At 45.1% G+C, this 18,962-nt stretch carries 11 protein-coding genes and 1 pseudogene; 4 read left to right on the top strand and 8 right to left on the bottom strand.

The window, feature by feature from the left end; all coding sequences use genetic code 11:
• Positions 1-2: 2 nt before the first annotated feature.
• The gene (locus RIM23_RS21495) at positions 3-6,233 is read right to left on the bottom strand and encodes a CHAT domain-containing protein (RefSeq protein ID WP_446369146.1); all 6,231 of its coding nucleotides are present in this window, start codon (positions 6,231-6,233) and stop codon (positions 3-5) included.
• Positions 6,234-6,734: 501 nt separating this feature from the next.
• Here RIM23_RS21495 and RIM23_RS21500 point away from each other — a divergent pair.
• Positions 6,735-8,489, top strand: a complete 1,755-nt coding sequence (locus RIM23_RS21500; protein ID WP_446369148.1) for a hypothetical protein — start codon at positions 6,735-6,737, stop codon at positions 8,487-8,489.
• A gap of 509 nt (positions 8,490-8,998) precedes the next feature.
• Positions 8,999-9,172 (top strand): hypothetical protein, encoded by a 174-nt coding sequence (locus tag RIM23_RS21505; RefSeq protein ID WP_446334757.1) that lies wholly within the window; start codon positions 8,999-9,001, stop codon positions 9,170-9,172.
• A gap of 171 nt (positions 9,173-9,343) precedes the next feature.
• Here the strand turns inward: RIM23_RS21505 and dndD are convergent, their stop codons facing one another.
• The 6 genes and pseudogenes from dndD to RIM23_RS21535 all read right to left on the bottom strand — a co-directional run bounded on the left by dndD (position 9,344) and on the right by RIM23_RS21535 (position 15,719).
• A complete protein-coding gene (dndD, locus tag RIM23_RS21510) occupies positions 9,344-11,329 on the bottom strand; it encodes a DNA sulfur modification protein DndD (protein ID WP_446369150.1) in 1,986 nt (661 codons plus the stop codon).
• A 135-nt stretch (positions 11,330-11,464) separates the two neighbouring features.
• Positions 11,465-11,602: pseudogene (locus RIM23_RS21515) on the bottom strand (restriction endonuclease subunit R); the annotation flags it as partial.
• A gap of 110 nt (positions 11,603-11,712) precedes the next feature.
• Positions 11,713-13,356 (bottom strand): DNA phosphorothioation system sulfurtransferase DndC, encoded by a 1,644-nt coding sequence (gene dndC, locus RIM23_RS21520; RefSeq protein ID WP_446369152.1) that lies wholly within the window; start codon positions 13,354-13,356, stop codon positions 11,713-11,715.
• A 32-nt stretch (positions 13,357-13,388) separates the two neighbouring features.
• A complete protein-coding gene (locus RIM23_RS21525) occupies positions 13,389-14,345 on the bottom strand; it encodes an HNH endonuclease (protein WP_446369154.1) in 957 nt (318 codons plus the stop codon).
• Complete coding sequence (gene dndB, locus RIM23_RS21530; RefSeq protein ID WP_446369156.1) at positions 14,342-15,454, bottom strand: DNA sulfur modification protein DndB; 1,113 nt, start codon at positions 15,452-15,454, stop codon at positions 14,342-14,344. Before dndB ends, RIM23_RS21525 begins: the two co-directional genes overlap by 4 nt.
• A 73-nt stretch (positions 15,455-15,527) precedes the next feature.
• Positions 15,528-15,719: a hypothetical protein gene (locus RIM23_RS21535; protein WP_446369158.1), complete on the bottom strand. Its 192-nt coding sequence runs from the start codon at positions 15,717-15,719 to the stop codon at positions 15,528-15,530.
• A 339-nt stretch (positions 15,720-16,058) separates the two neighbouring features.
• On the opposite strand from RIM23_RS21535, the gene RIM23_RS21540 reads away from it, so the two are divergent.
• Positions 16,059-17,657 carry a DGQHR domain-containing protein gene (locus RIM23_RS21540; protein WP_446369160.1) on the top strand — a complete coding sequence of 533 codons (1,599 nt, stop codon included), beginning with the start codon at positions 16,059-16,061 and terminating at the stop codon, positions 17,655-17,657.
• A 105-nt stretch (positions 17,658-17,762) separates the two neighbouring features.
• Positions 17,763-18,497 (top strand): class I SAM-dependent methyltransferase, encoded by a 735-nt coding sequence (locus RIM23_RS21545; RefSeq protein ID WP_446369162.1) that lies wholly within the window; start codon positions 17,763-17,765, stop codon positions 18,495-18,497.
• A 1-nt stretch (position 18,498) separates the two neighbouring features.
• On the opposite strand, the gene RIM23_RS21550 is transcribed toward RIM23_RS21545, so the two are convergent.
• Positions 18,499-18,960, bottom strand: a complete 462-nt coding sequence (locus RIM23_RS21550; protein WP_446369164.1) for a hypothetical protein — start codon at positions 18,958-18,960, stop codon at positions 18,499-18,501.
• Positions 18,961-18,962: the final 2 nt, after the last annotated feature.

Below are 18,962 nucleotides of genomic sequence, written 5' to 3' on the forward strand. Positions count from 1 at the left end.
TTTTACCACGGACTCCCCACTAAAGTAAATGCACTCCAATAATAAGGATGAGTCAATTCTCTATCGGGTAATTCAGTTAACTGGGGCGGTAAAAGAATCGTACCATTCGGAGTAACCAATTGACCATCTTCTAATCGCACCTCACCCCGAATCATCGCTAACTGTGCTTGTCGCAGGGCTTCAGCTTTAATCGGAACTTGCTTTAACTGGGAATAAAATGTAGTCATTAATCCCAATGTTCCTTCATCGCTGACATACCAAAGACTTCCCAAGGCTGATTTTACTCCTGCTTGTACCGCTAATCCCGTAAATCCTAACTCCGCCTCTTCATCCCCTAACGCCGTGCGACAGGCGCTTAATACCATCAGTTCCACCGGTGGATTACTTAACCCCAATTCTCGAATTTTGTCAAGGGATAGCTTAGTATCCCAAAACTGGATATACGAGTTTTCTGGTTTCCCCGACTTAAACTCACCATGGGTGGCTAAGTGGAGGATACCAAACGGAGTTCGATTGCGAACCGTTTTCAACCGTTGGGGAGTAAACGTATAATTAAGAAAGGATTCACCCTGCCATAATTTATCAGCAATCGTCGCTAACTCAATCGGGACAGCCGGTAAAGGATTTTGGTCAGTAAATTCAGACGCCCCCATCGCCAACACCTCCAGATTTCTCACATCCACATAGCGCGTATCTGTCAGCGATAAACTAGGCATCAACCCGATACTATAGCGTTCCAAAAGAAACCCATCCCCATCATGCAAAACCGCCATCGGTAACGAACGCAACCCCACATCCACAACAAACGCCAAATTATTAATCTCTCGACTCGCCAACTCCGCTTCCAGGGGCGCAATTAACCACTGATAAAGCTGTTGCGCCACCGGAAGATAAGGACGAGGAATCCGCACATCCGTCACAGCGCGACGCAATTGTTGACTCATATTCAAAACCTTCTCTCGCGTCGCCCCCGGCACAGCAAATCGCATCACTTCTCCCTCAGCCGTCACCAAAATCAACTCCAATTGTTCCCCCTCCAAAGACAACAAATCCTCCTCAGACATCGCCACCCAACCGTCATCCCCCTCTGCGAACCTCTGCGCTAACCTCTGCGTTCCTCTGCGTTTCCCTAAACCCTTCACATCCCCACCCTTAACTGATGCATTAGTTGGCACAAACATCGCATAAACCAGCGCAGGTTTTACCCCAGCCACCCGTTCAATTCGTTGTAACGTCGCTTGGGCTTGTGCCAAGGTAATAATTGGCGTATCCCCTAACCCCAAATACTCCTCATATTGACTTGTAAACGCCGCTTCAACTTCAGCCACTGGATTGAAAATCGGGGAACTCGCAATTATCTCACTCTCTTTTGTGATATCTTCAGAATCATCAGTCTCTAGACAATAGGGTGGACAAGTCCCCGTAATTGTCCGGGTAATAATCTGAATATTCCCCAAAGTAAAACTCCCTGGAAACGATTCAAACGGGAAGATAGTAAACTCACCACTACTAATCGCTGCACTCGTTCCATTAGTTGTTCCATCTCCCACATCAAACGAAGTTCCCAGCCATCCACCTCCATGACGAATTGTAATATCACCACCTTCGATTCCGCCAGCCGTAGAGATACTGGTAAGTATCCCATTTTGGTCTATAAAATCATTCGTAGCGCGGAAAAATTGTTCTGTGGTAATATCAACATTACCGCCGTTTCCACTACTCCCGCCTTGTGCATTAATAGAACTGACTTGAATATCGCCCCTGGGGTCTAAGGTAACATTACCGCCATCGCCAACACTGCCACTCGTATTAATTTCGCCCGTTGTAATCGCCTGTTCTGCTTGAATTAAAATATCACCACCGCTGTTTCCTGAACTATTCAGGTTTTCTGTAGTAACGGTTCCATTATCGCTGGTTAAACGAATCTCGCGACTGGGGTTGAAAATATCGCCTGTGCGGATATCTTGGTTGGCGAGTAATGTCAGTGTGGCGTTGTCGTTTCCGAATAGAGTACCACCTGTGTGATTAATCGAATTGGCTTGTAAGGTAACGGGGTCATTAAATGCCGCATCACCCACCAAGGTTATTGTACCCGTGTTATTGTCGCGTCCGATAATAAGTTGAGTAAATCCGTTTTGTAAACGATTGAGTTCATTAGTATCGAGATTCAAGCGAGTATCATTAATCGTGCTACCAATCGTCATGCCTAAAATGGGGTCAAGGGGTTGTATTTGAAGTAGATTATTTCCTTGAATTGTCCCCAATCTGATTTCATTAGCGGCGAGGCTGATATTACCCAGTCCGATAGCGGCAATTCCACCATCATCTCCAACTAAAATACCCTGGCTGGTGTTGTCTGCGCCATTAACAATTCCTTCTAAACTAATATTACCTGTTCCCGTTGTTTGGACAACACCGCCACCAAACCCTAAAACACTAAACCCACCAACCCAAATTCCATAATGATTTGTTCCGGTTCCCTGACTGGTTCCCTGGAGAAAAATATCGCCATTGATTGAAGTAACTCTGGAGTTTTCTTCAATAACGACAATACCCTCATTACTCATCATTCCTTGTCCACCTGTTCCCACGAGAGTAATGTTTCCGCTTCCGGTGGATTCTACACCGCCGCCAGCGACAATGGAAATGCCATCGTTACCGAATACTCCATTACTGGTTGCGTTAGTTGTGCCTGTTATTTCAATTGCGCCTGTTCCTGTTGATTGAACTAAAGCATTCTCTTGAATCGAAACACCATGATTTTCTTGTCCAGTCCCATTGTTCCCCGTACCTATTAGGCTAATATTTCCCGTTCCTGTCGATTGAATGACAGCGCTATCTTGAATTTGAATGCCTGCGTTACCGTCTCCAGTACCATTGCCACCCGTACCTGTAAAACGGATATCTCCATCGACTGAAGAAATTCTCGTTTCTGCTTCCTTTATATAGATGCCATAATTATAATTTGTTCCGATACCACCGATACCATTGAATGTAATATTTCCTTGTCCCGTTGCTTCTACCACACCGCTGATATCAATGCCATAGTTGCCACGAAGTCCCGAACCTCCTTGTCCTGTAAAGCTTATATTTCCATCTACCACAGAAATTCTAGAGTTTCTCAGTATTTCTATCCCGGCGGATAATAATCCTCCTGAACTAGCAGTACCGTTTAGAGTAATATTCCCTCTTCCAGTTGATTCCAACACACTATCTAAAATTGTAATCCCGTCGCTGGTAACACCAGAAGTTCCGGAACCGCTAGTGCCAGTCAGGTTGATAGTGCCATTTACAGAAGAGACTGTACTGTTATCGTTAATGAATATGCCTTGACTACCACCCATTCCATTTGCACCAGTACCTTCTAGAGAAATATTCCCTGTTCCAGTGGAGTTAACTAACACGTTATCTTGGAGTCTAATCCCAGTATTACTTCCTCCAGTTCCACCACCTGTACCTGTTAAGCTGATATCTCCATTTGCTGTAGAAAGACTAGAACTACTCAACAAGTTTATTCCGAGATTAAAATTTGTGCCGTTTCCTCCTGTACCTGTTAGGATGATATTTCCTATTCCAGTTGATTCCACTACAGCGCTATCTTGGATTTGAATACCAGCGTTTCCTCCTCCAGTACCATTCCCACCAGTACCAGTTAGGGTAATATTTCCATTCGTTGTAGAGATTCTGGAGTTTTCGCGAGCAATATCTATCCCGATATTATTCTCAGTGCCATTCCTGTCGCCAATACCATTGAGAGTAATATTTCCTATTCCAGTTGATTCGACTACACCTTCTAATAGGACAATACCATCGTTATTACCATCAGATCCAGAACCGCCTTGCCCTGTCAAGAGTATATTTCCATCTACAGAAGAAACCCTAGAGCTAATTTGAATTTCTATCCCAACTGACCGTGATTCTCCAGAACCACCTGTACCATTAAAGGTAATATTGCCTTTTCCAGTTGATTCCACTACACTACCGTCTAAAACAGTAATGCCATCACTGGTAATACTAGAATCTCCGGCACCACTAATGCCCGTTAAATTGATATTTCCATCAACTGAATAAATATTAGAGTCTGCATTAATATATATTCCTCTATTACTACTTATGCCATCACTACCGATACCTTCCAGCGAAATATTTCCTGTTCCAGTCGAACCCACAACAGCCCCGTCTTGTATATCAATACCAGAGTTACCAACTCCAGTTCCTCCGCCTGTACCGATTATCCTGATATCTCCATTTACCGTGGAGAGAATAGAACTGCTAAAAATCTCTATTCCGTGATTAAAATTAGTGCCATTTCCACCTGTACCTGTTAGAGTAATCGCACCTGTTCCAGTTGTTTCTATTACACTACTATCGTTCACAACAATACCGAAATTGTTGTCGCCACCGTCACCTCCCGTACCTGTAATATCAATACTACCGTCTCCAGTATTAATGGTACTGTTATTAATCGTAACGCCAGCAGTAGAGGCAGCATTACCCATACCACTGCCGATAAAATCTCCACCTCCCGTATCAATCGTGGCATTGGTGATGGCGAGAAGACCACCATTGATGTTATCGAAATCGGCATTAAGGGTAACATTACCCCCATTCGTTCTGATGTTCTGATTAACGGCAATCTCGTTATTAGCTTGGGCAGTAAGCCCGACCCCGCTTTCACTAATATTAATCGGTGCATTAAAAGTAATAGTGTCAGTCGCTTGCAGAATTACATTTGCCACGGCTGCATTAATCGTGCCATTGTTAATCGTGTTATCTTCTCCAGGATCATTAAATGCATCATTTGCGGCTAGTTGATTGGGAGTATTTCCACCTTCAATAACTGTGATATTTTCGGGGTCTAAGAGCAATTTACCCAATTGACCTTGCATCGCTGATAAATTAACGGTGCCAGCATAATCTAGATACTGTTTACCCGATATTTCAGCAAAGCCACCATTACCACTTTCGCTACCGCCTCGTGCTGTAATTGTTCCATAAAATCGGCTGGCTTCATCTGCCCAAACAATAACCCGTCCGCCATTCCCATCGGTTAAAGCATCTGCATTAATGGTTGAATCTTCGCTAACAAAGGTGATATTAGCATTGGGAATTGTGCCTTCTCCTTGATAATCGCCACCAACCCGAATATTACCGCCACTATTAGTACCAGAAGCATCAAGATTGGCGGAAAGTAACCCTATCTTTTTGCCAGTAATATGGATATCACCACCAATTTTGACCTCACTGTTGATTGAGGGTGAGGAAGAGGGCGCACAGCAGTGCGCCCCTACGGTTTCGTCAATGGTTTCGTCAATCGTGGAAACATCGATTGTGCCAGAGATAATCGCGACTCCTGTTTCATTGGGTAGCGTTATCTGAGAGTCTGTTAGTTGCATTTCTCCCGATGGGGTAACATCAACCCCCGTCTCTACCTTGTCCGCTGAACCCGTTAACAACTCGGCGACATCTAATGGCGTGATTGGCAATAATACCCCGTCTTGATTCCGAGGCGCAGTAATCTCTAATGACAGTAACTGTCCCGACTGAGAAATCCTCACCCGATTTGACCCTTCAACCGCCGCAATCGTAATCTGTCCCCCTGGTGCTGTGAGTTCCCCGGTGTTAATCACGGTTCCGCCTAATAGGGTTAAACTCTGTCCCGGAAAAACGGCTAAATTCCCGGCATTGACAATTGTCCCCGATTGGGATAAATCAAAGGCAAATTGATTGGGATCTCCTATCAATTGCGAATAATTATTATCTCCCAATGCATTGAACCAAAGATTATCGCCAAACCCAATACCTGTCGCGGTTGTGGCAATGAAATCAGCGGGAACATTTAATTGAGCATTGATGCCAAATACAATCCCGGCTGGATTCATCAAATATAAATTCGGTGTTCCCCCTGTCACCTGAATCAACCCATTAATCAATGAGGGATTTTCGCCAACCACTCGCCCCAAAATATTCCTCAAATGCGGATTCGCCAAAAAATTAGCAATTTGTCCTGCATCTAAGCCAAACTCCTGGAAACTGTGGAAGAGATTCGCCTCATTTACATCAAGACTCCCCCCGGAAATGTTAAACTGATTCCCCTGCGGTGTAATCACTGTACCCGTACCATCAGGGGCGGCGGTAATCGGTTCAGCGTTCGTAGTCGGCGCTGTCTTTGCCACCAAAATTAAACCCGCAATCAGAAACAACCAGCTAAAGCACCATTGAGCAGATTTCATCGGAGTAAGAGTTAAGGAAGGATCTAGCTCAATTTTTTCGCTTGTGCCAGTCTTTTTTTCATTGATGTTATAAAAATATAAAAAACGATAGCTAATTTAGGTTTAATTAATTTTAATTTACGTCTGAACGTTCCTTGAATAAGAGTGGTATCGGTTATGAATAGCAGAACTATTTGCGGGTATAAAAATTATCACTAACGTGCTATAGTGTCAAGTTAAATTTAAGGAGAGGGCGACCCGACCGTCTGTAGGGGCGGGTTTTACCGATAACCTGTCAGCAAAAACTGGTAACTTACGTAAACCCGCCCTGTTTCTAGCGTTGTTAATTAATGCAAGAAACCTGAGTCGGGGCGGGCGCGAGTCACATCCGGGTGTCACCGAAAAGATAGTAGTGAAACCCGCCTTGAGGAGAGGGCGACCCGATCCAATTGAGTGGATGAGAGTTGTTAATTTATGCAAGCGGGTCGCCCCTACAGGTGCCTTACCAATAACGAATGACCAATGACGAATAACAAAATCCTTTATTTAATCACCGCGTCATTTCTCTTCTGGCTAGGAGGTTCTCATCCTTCCCCAGCAGAAATGATTGATCCAGCTATGTTATCCGGGGATATCCGTTTAATCCTAAAACGTGGCGTGTGGAAAACCTGGGAAGGGGAACCCGTTGATCAGGATATAACTCTAGATTTAGTCTGTGATGCGAATAAGTGCGATCGCGAAGTGTGGGGATTTGCGCCGAAGTTTAATCAGGCGGACCATCAGGGACTTCTCCAGACAAGTCAACGGGGACGGTTATGGAACCTGGATGTGCAGATGCAAATTTATCCTGATCCTTGGCAATCTTTGGCAGGACAAGCAGATTATGATATCCAAGTGCGCTTGCATGATGATAATCAACTAATTGGCACCTATTCTGGAACAGTAAATGACCAACCTGTCAAGGGAGAAGTCCAGGGAATTATTCGCCCCCATTGGTCACAACCCTTGGCAAATCATCGTCCTCTGCGCCCCCAAGAACATCCTCGGTTAATTTTTCGCCCAGATCAACTTCCCCAATTGCGTCAGCAGGCTAAAACGCCCAGGGGTGAGGCGATTCTGGCGCAGTTGCAACGGAGTCTTGATCAACCCATCTATTACGATGGCTATGTACCAACCGGGGGCTATCACGCTGCTGGGTATTGTTTCCTCTCCCTAATCCAGCAGGATCAAGCCGCCGCCACCACCGCTTGGCAGATTACGATTAATTCTATGAACCAACCTGGACCCCGTTTACTGGAACATTCCACGGTAGTCGCGGGAGTGGCGTTGGCGTATGATTTGTGTTATCCGGCTTGGGATGAGGAACAGGTACAACAGGTAGCCGATTGGTTAGCGACTCAAACCGCCCTGCTGGTGAAAGGAACAGCGGGTGATGGCTGGAATCCTAACCCAGCCAGTAACTGGAATGCTAGGGCGCGAGGGGCGGCGGGGTTAGCGGCGTTGGCGCTACTGGAGGAGGGGGATGTAGAGACTCGGCGTTGGCTGAAAATTGCCGAACGGAATATTAAACGCTATCTTACCATTGGCATTGGCGATCGCGGCTTTGGGTCTGAGGGTGATCATTACAGTACAGAACCCTGGTTTCTCACGGTGATGTCCTTTTTACAAGCGTATCAGACGGTGTTAGGGGAAGAGTTGGTGACGCGATCGCACGCGGCTTGGTTTCTACCCCAATATGTAACCCGGATGGTGGGTGAAGATGGGGAAGTGGCGATTCCCAGCTATGGGCGTCATCGCTTAAGCCCCACGGGTTCTATGTTTGCGGTGGGATTGGGGATAGTACCGGAACCGTTGCTACCGGGGGTAATGTGGTTCTTTAACCGTCATTGGGGGAGGAATGGCGATAACAGTTTTGGCATTGAATTACCCCATGAAGCCGCGTATATTTTCGCCGAATATCCTCAATATGTAACCCCCCAGAACCCCGCCAACGTATGGGGGCGGGTATTGGTGGATGAACAAAAAGGCTTCTTTACATTCCGCAATCAGTGGCGGGATAAAAATGATTTTGTCACCAGTATTTATGTCAAGCGAGAGAAACCCAGAGGCGGACATTGGTCATTTCCCGATGCTGGAAGTTTCCGGATTTGGGGATTAGGAGGGCGCTGGGCGACGGCGGGATCTGCATCTGATGGGACACAGAAGGATGAAAATGTGGTGTTGTTACCAGAAAAACAGGCAGGGAATGAAGCACAGTTAACCGGATTTCTCTCATAACGGATTAAAGCAGCAAAGCTTCTCAAATTACTGCGATCAATAAAATTTAAATAGGGCAAGTTCTGTCCAATTTTAAGCCTGTGGACTGGTTGAGTGCCGTCACCGCCAGAGTGAAGCAGGAAGCAATTCGGATAATGTCTAACAAGATCCAATGTTGTCTAGCTTTGTCCAAGTGTTGTAGAACGGAACCTTTATTACACCCTCCGAGGTTAACCTGGAATTTATACCCAGAGAGACGGGGGGAATAATTCAAGCCACAGGGCGCGATCGCTTTATTGTGGTGATGACAGTTCAATCGGGGACAGCGCCTGAGGTTGAGGTTCTCTTAACTCAATTTAATCCTCAAATTCAGGTCGGAAACCAGACTATTGAAATAATAGAGGATAAAATCGTATTGAAATCGCTAAAAGAGGGTGCTAACTAGCTGACTTTTGATCCGGATAGAATTTATTTTATCTTGAAAAATTTCAGCAGACTTGTTTCACGAGTGTCTTTTAGGATTTACGGTTATGATGTCTGGTTTTTTAATGATTGCAATGTATGCCCTATTTTGGATGTGGTTCTTTGGCGGCTTTGCGCCGACGAAAAAACCTCCAGCGAAAAAGAAAACCCCAGAACAAGAGTTAGGAGAAGCCCTGAGTAAATATTTGGCGACGTTGAACAAACCCGGAAATGCCAAATAACCCAGGGTGTGGGGTGTAGGGGCGCAAGGCTTGCGCCCAGAAAGGCTTGCGCCCAGAAAGGCTTGCCCTTGGGTACTTTTTCGTTCTATCCCTTCTGCCTTGTGACCCAGATAGGAATCAGCACAAGTCAACGCGATCGCGAAACCACCCCAACCCATTCTCCCACAATCCTTACCAAAAATAACCCGCTTCCACCACGGTTTGCCGTTCTTTGGGGTCATAATTCAGGCAATACTCTTGGGCAATAGCGTCTATTTCGCGCAGGCGTTTCACCTCAGTTTCTCCAATCTCAGTATCCGTGGATAACAGGATAACTTGATGAGACGCCGTGGGGAAATACCGTTCCACTAAATTACTCCGGTGAGAGGAATCCAACCGTCCCAAGGGTGTATCAATCGCTACTGGAAGATGGCGCCCAGAAACACGGGCAAGTCCCCAAAGAAAGGAAATCGCTAACAGTTGTTTTTCCCCCGCCGATAGACGATGTTTGGGTATCGGTTGTCCTTCTGGATCATAGAGAGAAAGACTAAAGCTTTGGGTGTCAATAGCGACGCGGTGAACTAAGTCCGATTTATGCAGCAGATAACGGAAGCATTCGGTAACTTCGATTTCCAGTTTGTTGAGTTTTTTCAGAGTTAATTTCTCTCGAAATAGTTCCAATGTGGTTTGAACCTTGGCAATCGAATTAATAATATGCTGATTATTTTTCAGTTTAATCGTTTCATCAGCATAAGTTTCTAACTCTTTTTTCGTTTCCCTAATTTGACGCTCTATTTCATCACAGCGGCGAGAAGCATTTTCGTAAGCCGCTTTAACCTTAATCATTTCATTTTGGGCGTCAGTAAATGTCTGTTTCAGAGCGTTGTAGGCTTCAGGAGACGCGGCGGTAGCAATTTGCCGATCCAAGGCATCAATATCCGTTTCTAGGGTTTGCAGACGTTCTCGTTGGCTTTGGGCGTTCTTTTGTGCGGTTGAGAGTTCATACTTTAGCAGGGTTTCTAGGCGAGTGATAGCCGGTTCATCTGCTAATAACCACGGTTCCTCTTGGGCGGAAATTTCTTGATCCAGTGCTTGGTTATCACTCTCTAGAAACGATTGAATCTGATTGACTCGCTCAGGTGTCAAGGAAATCTTTTTGATATACTGAATTAACCGAACATCCCGTTCTTTTAATACATCCCGTGTCAGTTTAACTTGGTGCTGTTTTTGTTCCTGTTCGGCTTGAGATTTCGCTTGTTCCAGTAACGGAGAAATCAAAGAGAGAGGAAGCACACCAGCCGCCAGTTCTCGCATTTCTTGACGCACCTGATTTGCCTGTTCAATCAGGGTTTTCGATTGGGCTTCCAGTTGACTGCGTTCGCTGGCAAGTTTACCGCCTTCGGAGATAAATTTATCCGAGGCTAGCTGTTGTTCTTTTGCCGCATAGTCCAGTTTAGATTTTAGGGCGCTTTTGTCTTGTTGCGCCACGTCTTGTTTTTCTTTTTCCTCAATCAGTTTGGCTTCAATTTTATTTAAGGTTTCCAGTTCTTTCTGATTAGCAATATCCCGGCGCTTACGACTGGCGAGAATATCTAAATCTGTGGACAGGCGTTCAGCGAGTTCTAAACCAAGGAGGGATTGAATCGCACTTACCACCAGAGGAGGTGGGGTTTCTAATTCCGCTAGTTCTTTGACTTGTTCACCGTCAAAGAGAAATAAGTTTGAAATACCCAAGGGAAGCAGATTTTCGATATAATCATCCCAGGTATTTGCCAGGGCTATATCGGGCCACTCTTCATCCACTAAAATACCCAGAGTATCTTTACCATCTTTGGGTTCTTTTGTCCAATAGCGGACGATTCTGAGAATCCTGGGTTTATCCTCTTCTACGACTTCAAATGCTAATTCGATACGGGTTTTTTCTGTGGGGGGAGTGTTACGGTTAACGCATTGAGTGAGAAAGTCGTTATAGCTTAAATTTCCCCTGGTGGAACATTGGGCGCGGGAACCGTAGAGAGAGAGGCGAATGGCGTCCATCAGCGTAGTTTTCCCACCCCCATTCATCCCGCCGAAGAGGATAATTGGATGAGTAGAATTATTCGTTTCGGGACGGAGGTTAATCACTTGTCGCCCTTGATAGGGACCAAAGTTTTGCAGGGCGAGTTCCAGGAATATCATAGTCAGGGGCTAATTTAGACGGGGGTATAAAATCAGGAATAATCTTCAACCTAATATAAATGTCACTAACTTAAGTGTTTGTATTAAGTTTGTAGTAAGCGCTTTAGCGCTTATAACCCTAAAGTGCCAACTACGAACCATTTTGACAGTGTTTTCTAGCAGAGGTGGATATTTGAGTAAATGGATATAACTAGCTTTTACTCGGTCAAGGCGTTACTTGTCTAAGTCAGTAATGTCAGGTAAATCGTCTTGCCATTCACGAGAAAATTGGTCTATCTTACTCAATCCGGGTTCCCACCTCCGTTATAATTGAGTCCGCGTAGGCGGACTTTGTTTGTGTAGCAGCGATTTTAATCGCCGTGGCAAAAAGGGGGAAACAAAGGCTATCCGTCTGCATCTTCAGTATCTGAATCTTGTTCGGGGAATTTCAAACTAGCCCAGGATAACTGTTTGGGTTTCTCTTCCTTAGGCTTATCCCAAGCCTGTCTCAATTCATGAACTTCTGATAAATCCTGTTTGATATCCTGAACCGTGTTTTTCAGATGTCGCTGATAGTGGGCGTGGTCAATCGCGTCTTCTCTAGAACGAGAACTGCTATTAAAGCATTTTTCTATCGCTTCATAGATACCGCGCCGGGATTTAGTCTGATATTGGCGTTCGGTGTCGAGGAGTTTTGCCATGAGTTCCAGGTGCATTTCATCCTCATCACAGATTTCTTCTAAGACTGTCCATTCATCACTACCCAAAAGTTTGCGTTCGGCGCTAGGGCGGGAATCTTGGAAGGGTTCGCCTGTAACCTCTTCATAGATACGAGGTAAGCTGTCGTCAAATTCATGTTTTTCTTCTAACCAGATACGGCGAATTTCACTAAGTTCTTCTGGAGTAATTAGAGTGATATCGCGCATATCTGGGGGCGCAGTATTCCGGATATGAGTTTGGGCTTCTAATACTCGTCTTAACCAATGTTCCCGCCATTCTTTTTTATAAGGACCAGGAATCGGTTTAACTGAGGTGTTGCCTTCAACCTCGCGTTCAAAGAGTTCCACTCTACCGTAGATGCGGCGGAAATCTCTCTTATCATGATCATTCCTTTCATCTAATTCATTGCGAATATCCAGCAGAGGCTGCATCCACTCTTTCTCCTCATCATTTTGAATCATTGCCGCCATGGACTTATCTTGATTAACCATTGTGCAAACCCAACAACCAAACCGGGAATCGCCACAGCTAGGGGTAGAAGTATCAACCACTAAAGGACACTCATTATCGGCTGTCGCCCCTCTATACATCGAAAACAAGTCTTTGTTACTATGTCCCCAAGGATTTTGCCATTGATTCAAATAAATCCAAACTTCATCCGTGCGCCAGTTTTGAATAGGGCTATAGATTAAAGCGTTAGGTAAACTCGCACTATGGTAGAGCAGTGATTTAAGAGAGTTTGAATTGAGGCGGTCACTTATTTTACCTGCCTCATGTTTTTCCATTGATGCAGCACGCCTTGTACTTTCAGCTTTGCGGGTTCCTAAAACTAAAATGACTTCGCCTTTGACTCTCACTACATCCCGAATGAAGTGGTTAGACGGATGAATTTTTAATCGTTCTGTACACCATCTGAATCCATGGCGTGGAGCAGGATAACCTTTACCCATTAGGTTAACCCAAAACGTATTTTTGATATCTGGATGAAGGAGATGGGGTTCTATTGGTAATTTTTGGGCTTGGGCAGTAACTCTCATTTGCTCTAAGGATTTGCGTACCCAAGCCGAAACGATAGGATTCTCGACTAAAGTATCGGTTGTAATAACATAAATTGTTTTTCTGCGTTTCTCTAGAGGTAAAGCTGCAATTGCATTCCAGACAAGCTGTAATGTGGCGCTGCTGTCTTTGCCACCAGAATATCCTAAACACCAAGGTATTTCATCTAAACAGTATAATTCTTGAATTTCTTGAGTGAGTTGTTCTATGTCTTCCACCAACTCCGCAACTGTACGCGGGGGAAAGAGTGACATCTGCTGGTTGTCTGTCATAGTTTAAACCTCTGTAAAGCTACGATATGGGATTAGACGTTCAGCCAAGTTCTGCGATGCCACTGAATAGCCTCTAGTCTGGGATAGTATGTCTCTGAACTAGGCAGTAAAATAGTTTCTCCCTGAAACTCTCGCATGGGTCTAGCGTTTGGTGAGTCCTCCTGCAAATCACTAGGTACTATGATTTTGTAGTCATCATCGATACAAAACCAACCATGATCAAATGCCCAATGATGATTTTTACACAGGGATAGCCCGTTGTCTAAGTTACTATCGTAAGACTCCGAAAATGGGATGATGTGTGCGCCATCTACAACCGTTTGGGTTAGCGATTTAACGACTTTTAAACGACAAAATACACACCTGTAATCATAAATTTGGATAACTGACTTCCGAAAAATGGCGTTTCTAACAACTGACTTTCTCAAAATTGTTTTAGGTTCACTCGCTTGCCTGTCTAACTCATGCTGGGTAAAATCCTGGAAATCTTGATTTATTTTTACAATGTCTTCGATGGCTTTTTGATTAGCTGAAAACCATACCGCAATAATTGTATCAATTAATTCCTGTCTGGCAACTGGATCTTGTAATAAATCAAACAGTTCGTCATCTAGATTGGCATAATCAACCGCCTGTCTCAGCTTGTTGGTTGTTTTAGGCTGTAGACCATTGAATTCAGGTTTAAAGGTTACATGCCAAAACCCCTCGCTTTGTAAGTGAATAAAGGGATAGTGTAAACCTCCTTTATAGGATGAGTCAGCAGCAAGGATATTCCAGTATTTATTAAATGTTTCAATCAGTTCATCAGATACAGTAATCTGATTGCTCTGGATTAATTCTTGGGCAATTAGATCAATAACTGACAAAAGTAAGATTGGCTTATAGTGAGCTTCCCCACGTTTTCGGTTGCTACTGACATTGAGTTCAGAAAAACGTTTACGATAGTATGCTAGATTTCGCTTAGTTTCTGATTGCTGTTCTTGACTCATGTCTCCCTCCCGACTAAACCACTAGCATTTTCTAACTCTTCCTCCTGTGAGGTTAACGGTAAACCCAAATACCCTTTCAAATAAGCCACCATGCGCCTAACACTGGTTCGCGATCGCGAAATCTGACCCTTGACCATAATTCGCCCCTCCCAATCGGGATTAGAACGCGACCAATCAACCCGTCGCAATTCCTGCAACCGTTCCTCCCAGCTATGGGGATAAACCGAGAGTAACACTGACCCTACCGCCCCCAATGCTAAAAGTGCGATCGCATCACTATGAACATAATCCTGTCGCATCTCCCTGGCGCTTACAGTCCGTTGTCTCACCGCCTCCCAATCTGGAATACAATAACTCACAGCTTGCCAATACCGAATTGCCAAATCAATCTGCTGTTCCAATTCAGCCGTCTGCCAATCCGCCAACAGCATAGACGTAGCATTATATAGCGTATGCAGCGTAAATAGCTTCCCCGATCGCACGGCTAATGTCCGATGTTCCTTATCTGTTAGGCTTCGGAACACATTAATATTTCTAATCACTGCTTTGACCACAGTCCCTTGGGGATGGCGATGATCATAGAGAATCGCCAATGAAGCATCAGGATGAACCCCATAACGGTTGAGATCCAAAAACATCTGCTGGGAATAGCGCAACCCAATATCCAACATTAAAATAACCGCCACCGTCTCATACCCCAACGCCGGATTCTGCTTCAGCGCCCACTCAAACGCCGCGCAGCGATGTTGTCCATCAGTAATCTGAAATCGCGCATCCATGGGAACTCGCAAGCGCCCCATTTTTCGCCCTTCTTTCTCTGTACCAATCGGTTCAAAATTAATATCAGCATCAATCGCGGCGGTAATCGCTGAAACGGTATAATTATCAGGATTATTCAAGATATAGTTAGCAATATCTGGGACTCGTTTAAAATTTAGCGATCGCGCCACTCTCTGATCCGGCGGATTCTCTTCATCCTCCCTCGCAAACAGCTTGGGAATAAATCGCACTGGACACATGGATACATAATATTCCCGTCCCGCTTGAATCCCTCGGATTGCGGGTAAAACATACTCGAAGGAAGGAATCAGTCCTTTGTTATTGGTCATTTGTCATTCGTTCTAGTTTGAGGAATAGTGACAAAACGGAATAGAGTTTAGTTGATTTTCATCCATTTACTGATTAGGAATTTTGGTTTTGTAATTCCTCGTGTTCCAGCCGTGCTAATGTTGTTGCTGCATCCGCTAACATTAAGGCAATATTCACACGCGCAACTTGATTTTTTGCAGCTTTCAACTCACCGGCTAAAAATTGCACTCGTGTCCGATACGCCTCGATAGAATTCGGATCTAATACTTTTACTAAATCACTCATTTTAATCACTCCAATTTGGGGTCAGTTATCGGTGACAAGCAAGAGGGGATTCCCCCCAATATTTCCCCTTTATTTATTCCCCCCTTTCAAAGGGGGGCTAGGGGGGATTCCGTTCAAAGGGGGGCTAGGGGGGATTCCGGAGTGGGAGTACACTTCCCCTATGCTTACCAGTAGGGGTTTTCACCTTCAGTGACACGGATGGATGTAGTTAAACCCGCCCCGACAAGCCCTCACAGGTGACATCCCTAGTATGGCACAATTTTAGTTTTTAAAAACCTATTTGACATAAAAATATTAAATTAGTTATTTTTAAAAACAGACTAAAATATTATAAAACAGATGAGTAGCCCCGACAAGCCAAAAGCGGACATCGCCAGCCAAATCCTGGAACAAGACAGCCAGGATCGACAAGCGCTAGCCCTGCTATTGGATCGACATTTAGCCAGAAGCGATCGCCTCCTCGTCCAAAAAACCCAGATGGGGAGTACCGAAGCCTTTATCGGGTCTGTCACCCTCGAATGGTTAGATAGCCGAGTCCGCTTCGCCTCCCAACTCCCCCTATTCCGGCAAAAATTCGACCCCCAAACCGACAACGTCATCCGGGATGAAGAAACCGTCGATGAAATCCTCCAACGACCCCTAGACTGGTCACGTCAAGCCCCCCTCACCCAATACCTCGCCGCCCGCCAAGCCCATAAATTCCCCGCCGTTCTCGTCGTCCACAGCCCCACCTGGGTAGACAATCCCAAAGCCAAGGAATGGGATAAACAAGGACGCGCCCGCCAGTCTGCGGCGGATTTCATTCCCCTCGACCAAAACCAAACCGTGGGACTCTTAGATATCTCCCCCTCCGTGTCCATCTTCGCCCTTGATGGTCAACACCGACTCATGGGTGTTCAGGGACTAATGACTTTACTTAAAACCGGAAGATTGCAACGTTACAACAAAAACAAAAAACCCGTGGGCGGTGTAATTACTATAGACGACCTAATCGACGAATACCAACTCGACCCCGCCTACCTACAAAGTCTCGCCCAGGAAAAAATCGGCATTGAATTCATCCCCGCCGTCGCCAAAGGTGAAACCCGGGAAGCCGCCTTGCGGCGAGTCCGGTCTATTTTCGTCCACGTCAACTTAATGGCATTACGCTTAAGTAAAGGACAACTGGCGCTATTAAATGAAAATGACGGCTTTTCCATCGTCGCCCGCAAAATCGCCGTCAATCATCCCTTATTAAAAGAAGTCCCTGGACGCAACCCCCGCGTCAATTGGGATAGCGCCACCGTCGCCGCCAAATCTACCGTTTTAACCACCCTCCAGGCGTTAACTGAAATGTCTCAACGGTATCTAGAACATAAATTCCCTCACTGGAAACCGCCGGAGAAGAAAGGGTTAATCCCGATGCGTCCCGATGATGAGGAATTAGAAGCGGGAATTGACACCTTTAGTCAGTTTTTTGACCACTTAGCCAGCTTACCCAGTTATCAACGATTAGAACAAGGAGAAGAAACCCCCCAGTTACGCCGCTTCAGCTTTGAGAACAATGGCGGTGAGGGGAATATCCTATTCCGTCCCGTCGGGCAAATTGCCTTTACCCAAGCGTTAGGAATTGTGGTATTTCAGAAAAAGTTATCGTTAAAAACAGTATTTAAGAAACTCTGTAAATACGATACCGAAGGGGGATTTAGTCAGATGGAGACGCCGCAATCGCTGTGGTATGGGGTATTATTTGACCCAAATAAGAAGCGGATCATGGTATCGGGACGGGACTTAGCCGCCCGATTACTGATTTATATTATTGCCGGGACAGAGGATGGAATGGAAAAAGCAGAACTACGGCGAGAATTAGCCGAAGCCAGAACCATTGAAGGGAAAGCGGTAGGGTTTAATGGTAAGTTTGTTAAGCCCAGAGATGTGGGACTTCCGCCTGTGTTGTAGTTAACTGGGCGGTTGAAACCGCAGCTACACAAACCAAACCCGCCTGCGCGGGTTTTAAAACCCCTTCACCTTAGTCCAGCGACTCACCCCCACACCCAATAACCAATGAACATTTTCTTTGAAATTCATCACAACCTACCCAGAGAAGCCCCCGGTGACAACGCTTCCACCCGCCAAGCCTTTTCCCTACTAAGCAACGTACCCCCACAACCCAAAATTTTAGATATTGGCTGTGGTCCAGGGATGCAAACCATTGAACTCGCCAAACTAACTGATGGACAGATTACCGCCGTAGACACTCATCAACCTTTTTTAGACGAATTGCAGCGTCGGGCGGTGGCTGAGGGCGTTTCTGATAACATTAATCTCCTCAATCAATCCATGTTTTCTTTAGACTTTGCCCCCCATAGCTTTGACATCCTCTGGTCAGAAGGGGCAATTTATATCATGGGGTTTGAAACCGGACTAAAATCCTGGCAAACTCTTCTCAAAAGGGAAGGCTATCTCGTCGTTTCCGAACTCTGCTGGTTACAGCCAAATCCCCCAACTGAGGTAAAACAGTTTTGGCAAACCAATTATCCAGATATGAAAACAATTAACGATAATCTTCAGCTTATAGAAGCGTCAGGTTATCGCCAAATCGGTCATTTTGTGCTATCTGAATCATCCTGGTGGAACTATTATACTCCCTTAAAGGAAAGGGTAGAGTATTTACGCCAAAAATATAACAATGATCCGCAAGCGAATCAGGTTCTCGATAATGAGTTCCAAGAGATAGAAATCTATCAGCAGTATTCCGATTGGTATGGCTATGTTTTTTATATCATGCACGTTCAATAATTTAACGTTTACTGTTTAAATCGCTAATACAACGAGAATATTTCCTCAGAAATGTTTCAATTGATCGGGGGCGATCGCCAAAATACTCAGAGAGGACATCAAACCCGCGATGAGCGTATTGATTCATCAGCCGAACCCCTTCATTTGACATATAGGAGGGCGAGTTAGGATCAACCAGTTCGGCGACGCGACGGTAAACATCATCCCGCTCATTTAAATCTATGCCTAAACGGGATAAATGTACCTGAATTAATAGTCCGACTAAGAGACGTCCGCGAGATTGGAACTCTCCCGGAAAGTAGCCAACCAAATCATCGACATTATCCGCTTTAATTTCTGTATTCGGGCGTCCATCAGCAAAACCTGCCATCAAACAAAGATAGTATAGGTCAAAAAGAATCGGGTAATGGTGAGAAATATCCTTAAACCATCTCCGAGCATCCTTACGCAGTTGAAAATCCATTT

This window comes from Coleofasciculus sp. G3-WIS-01, assembly GCF_040223135.1.
Lineage (GTDB): Bacteria > Cyanobacteriota > Cyanobacteriia > Cyanobacteriales > Coleofasciculaceae > Coleofasciculus.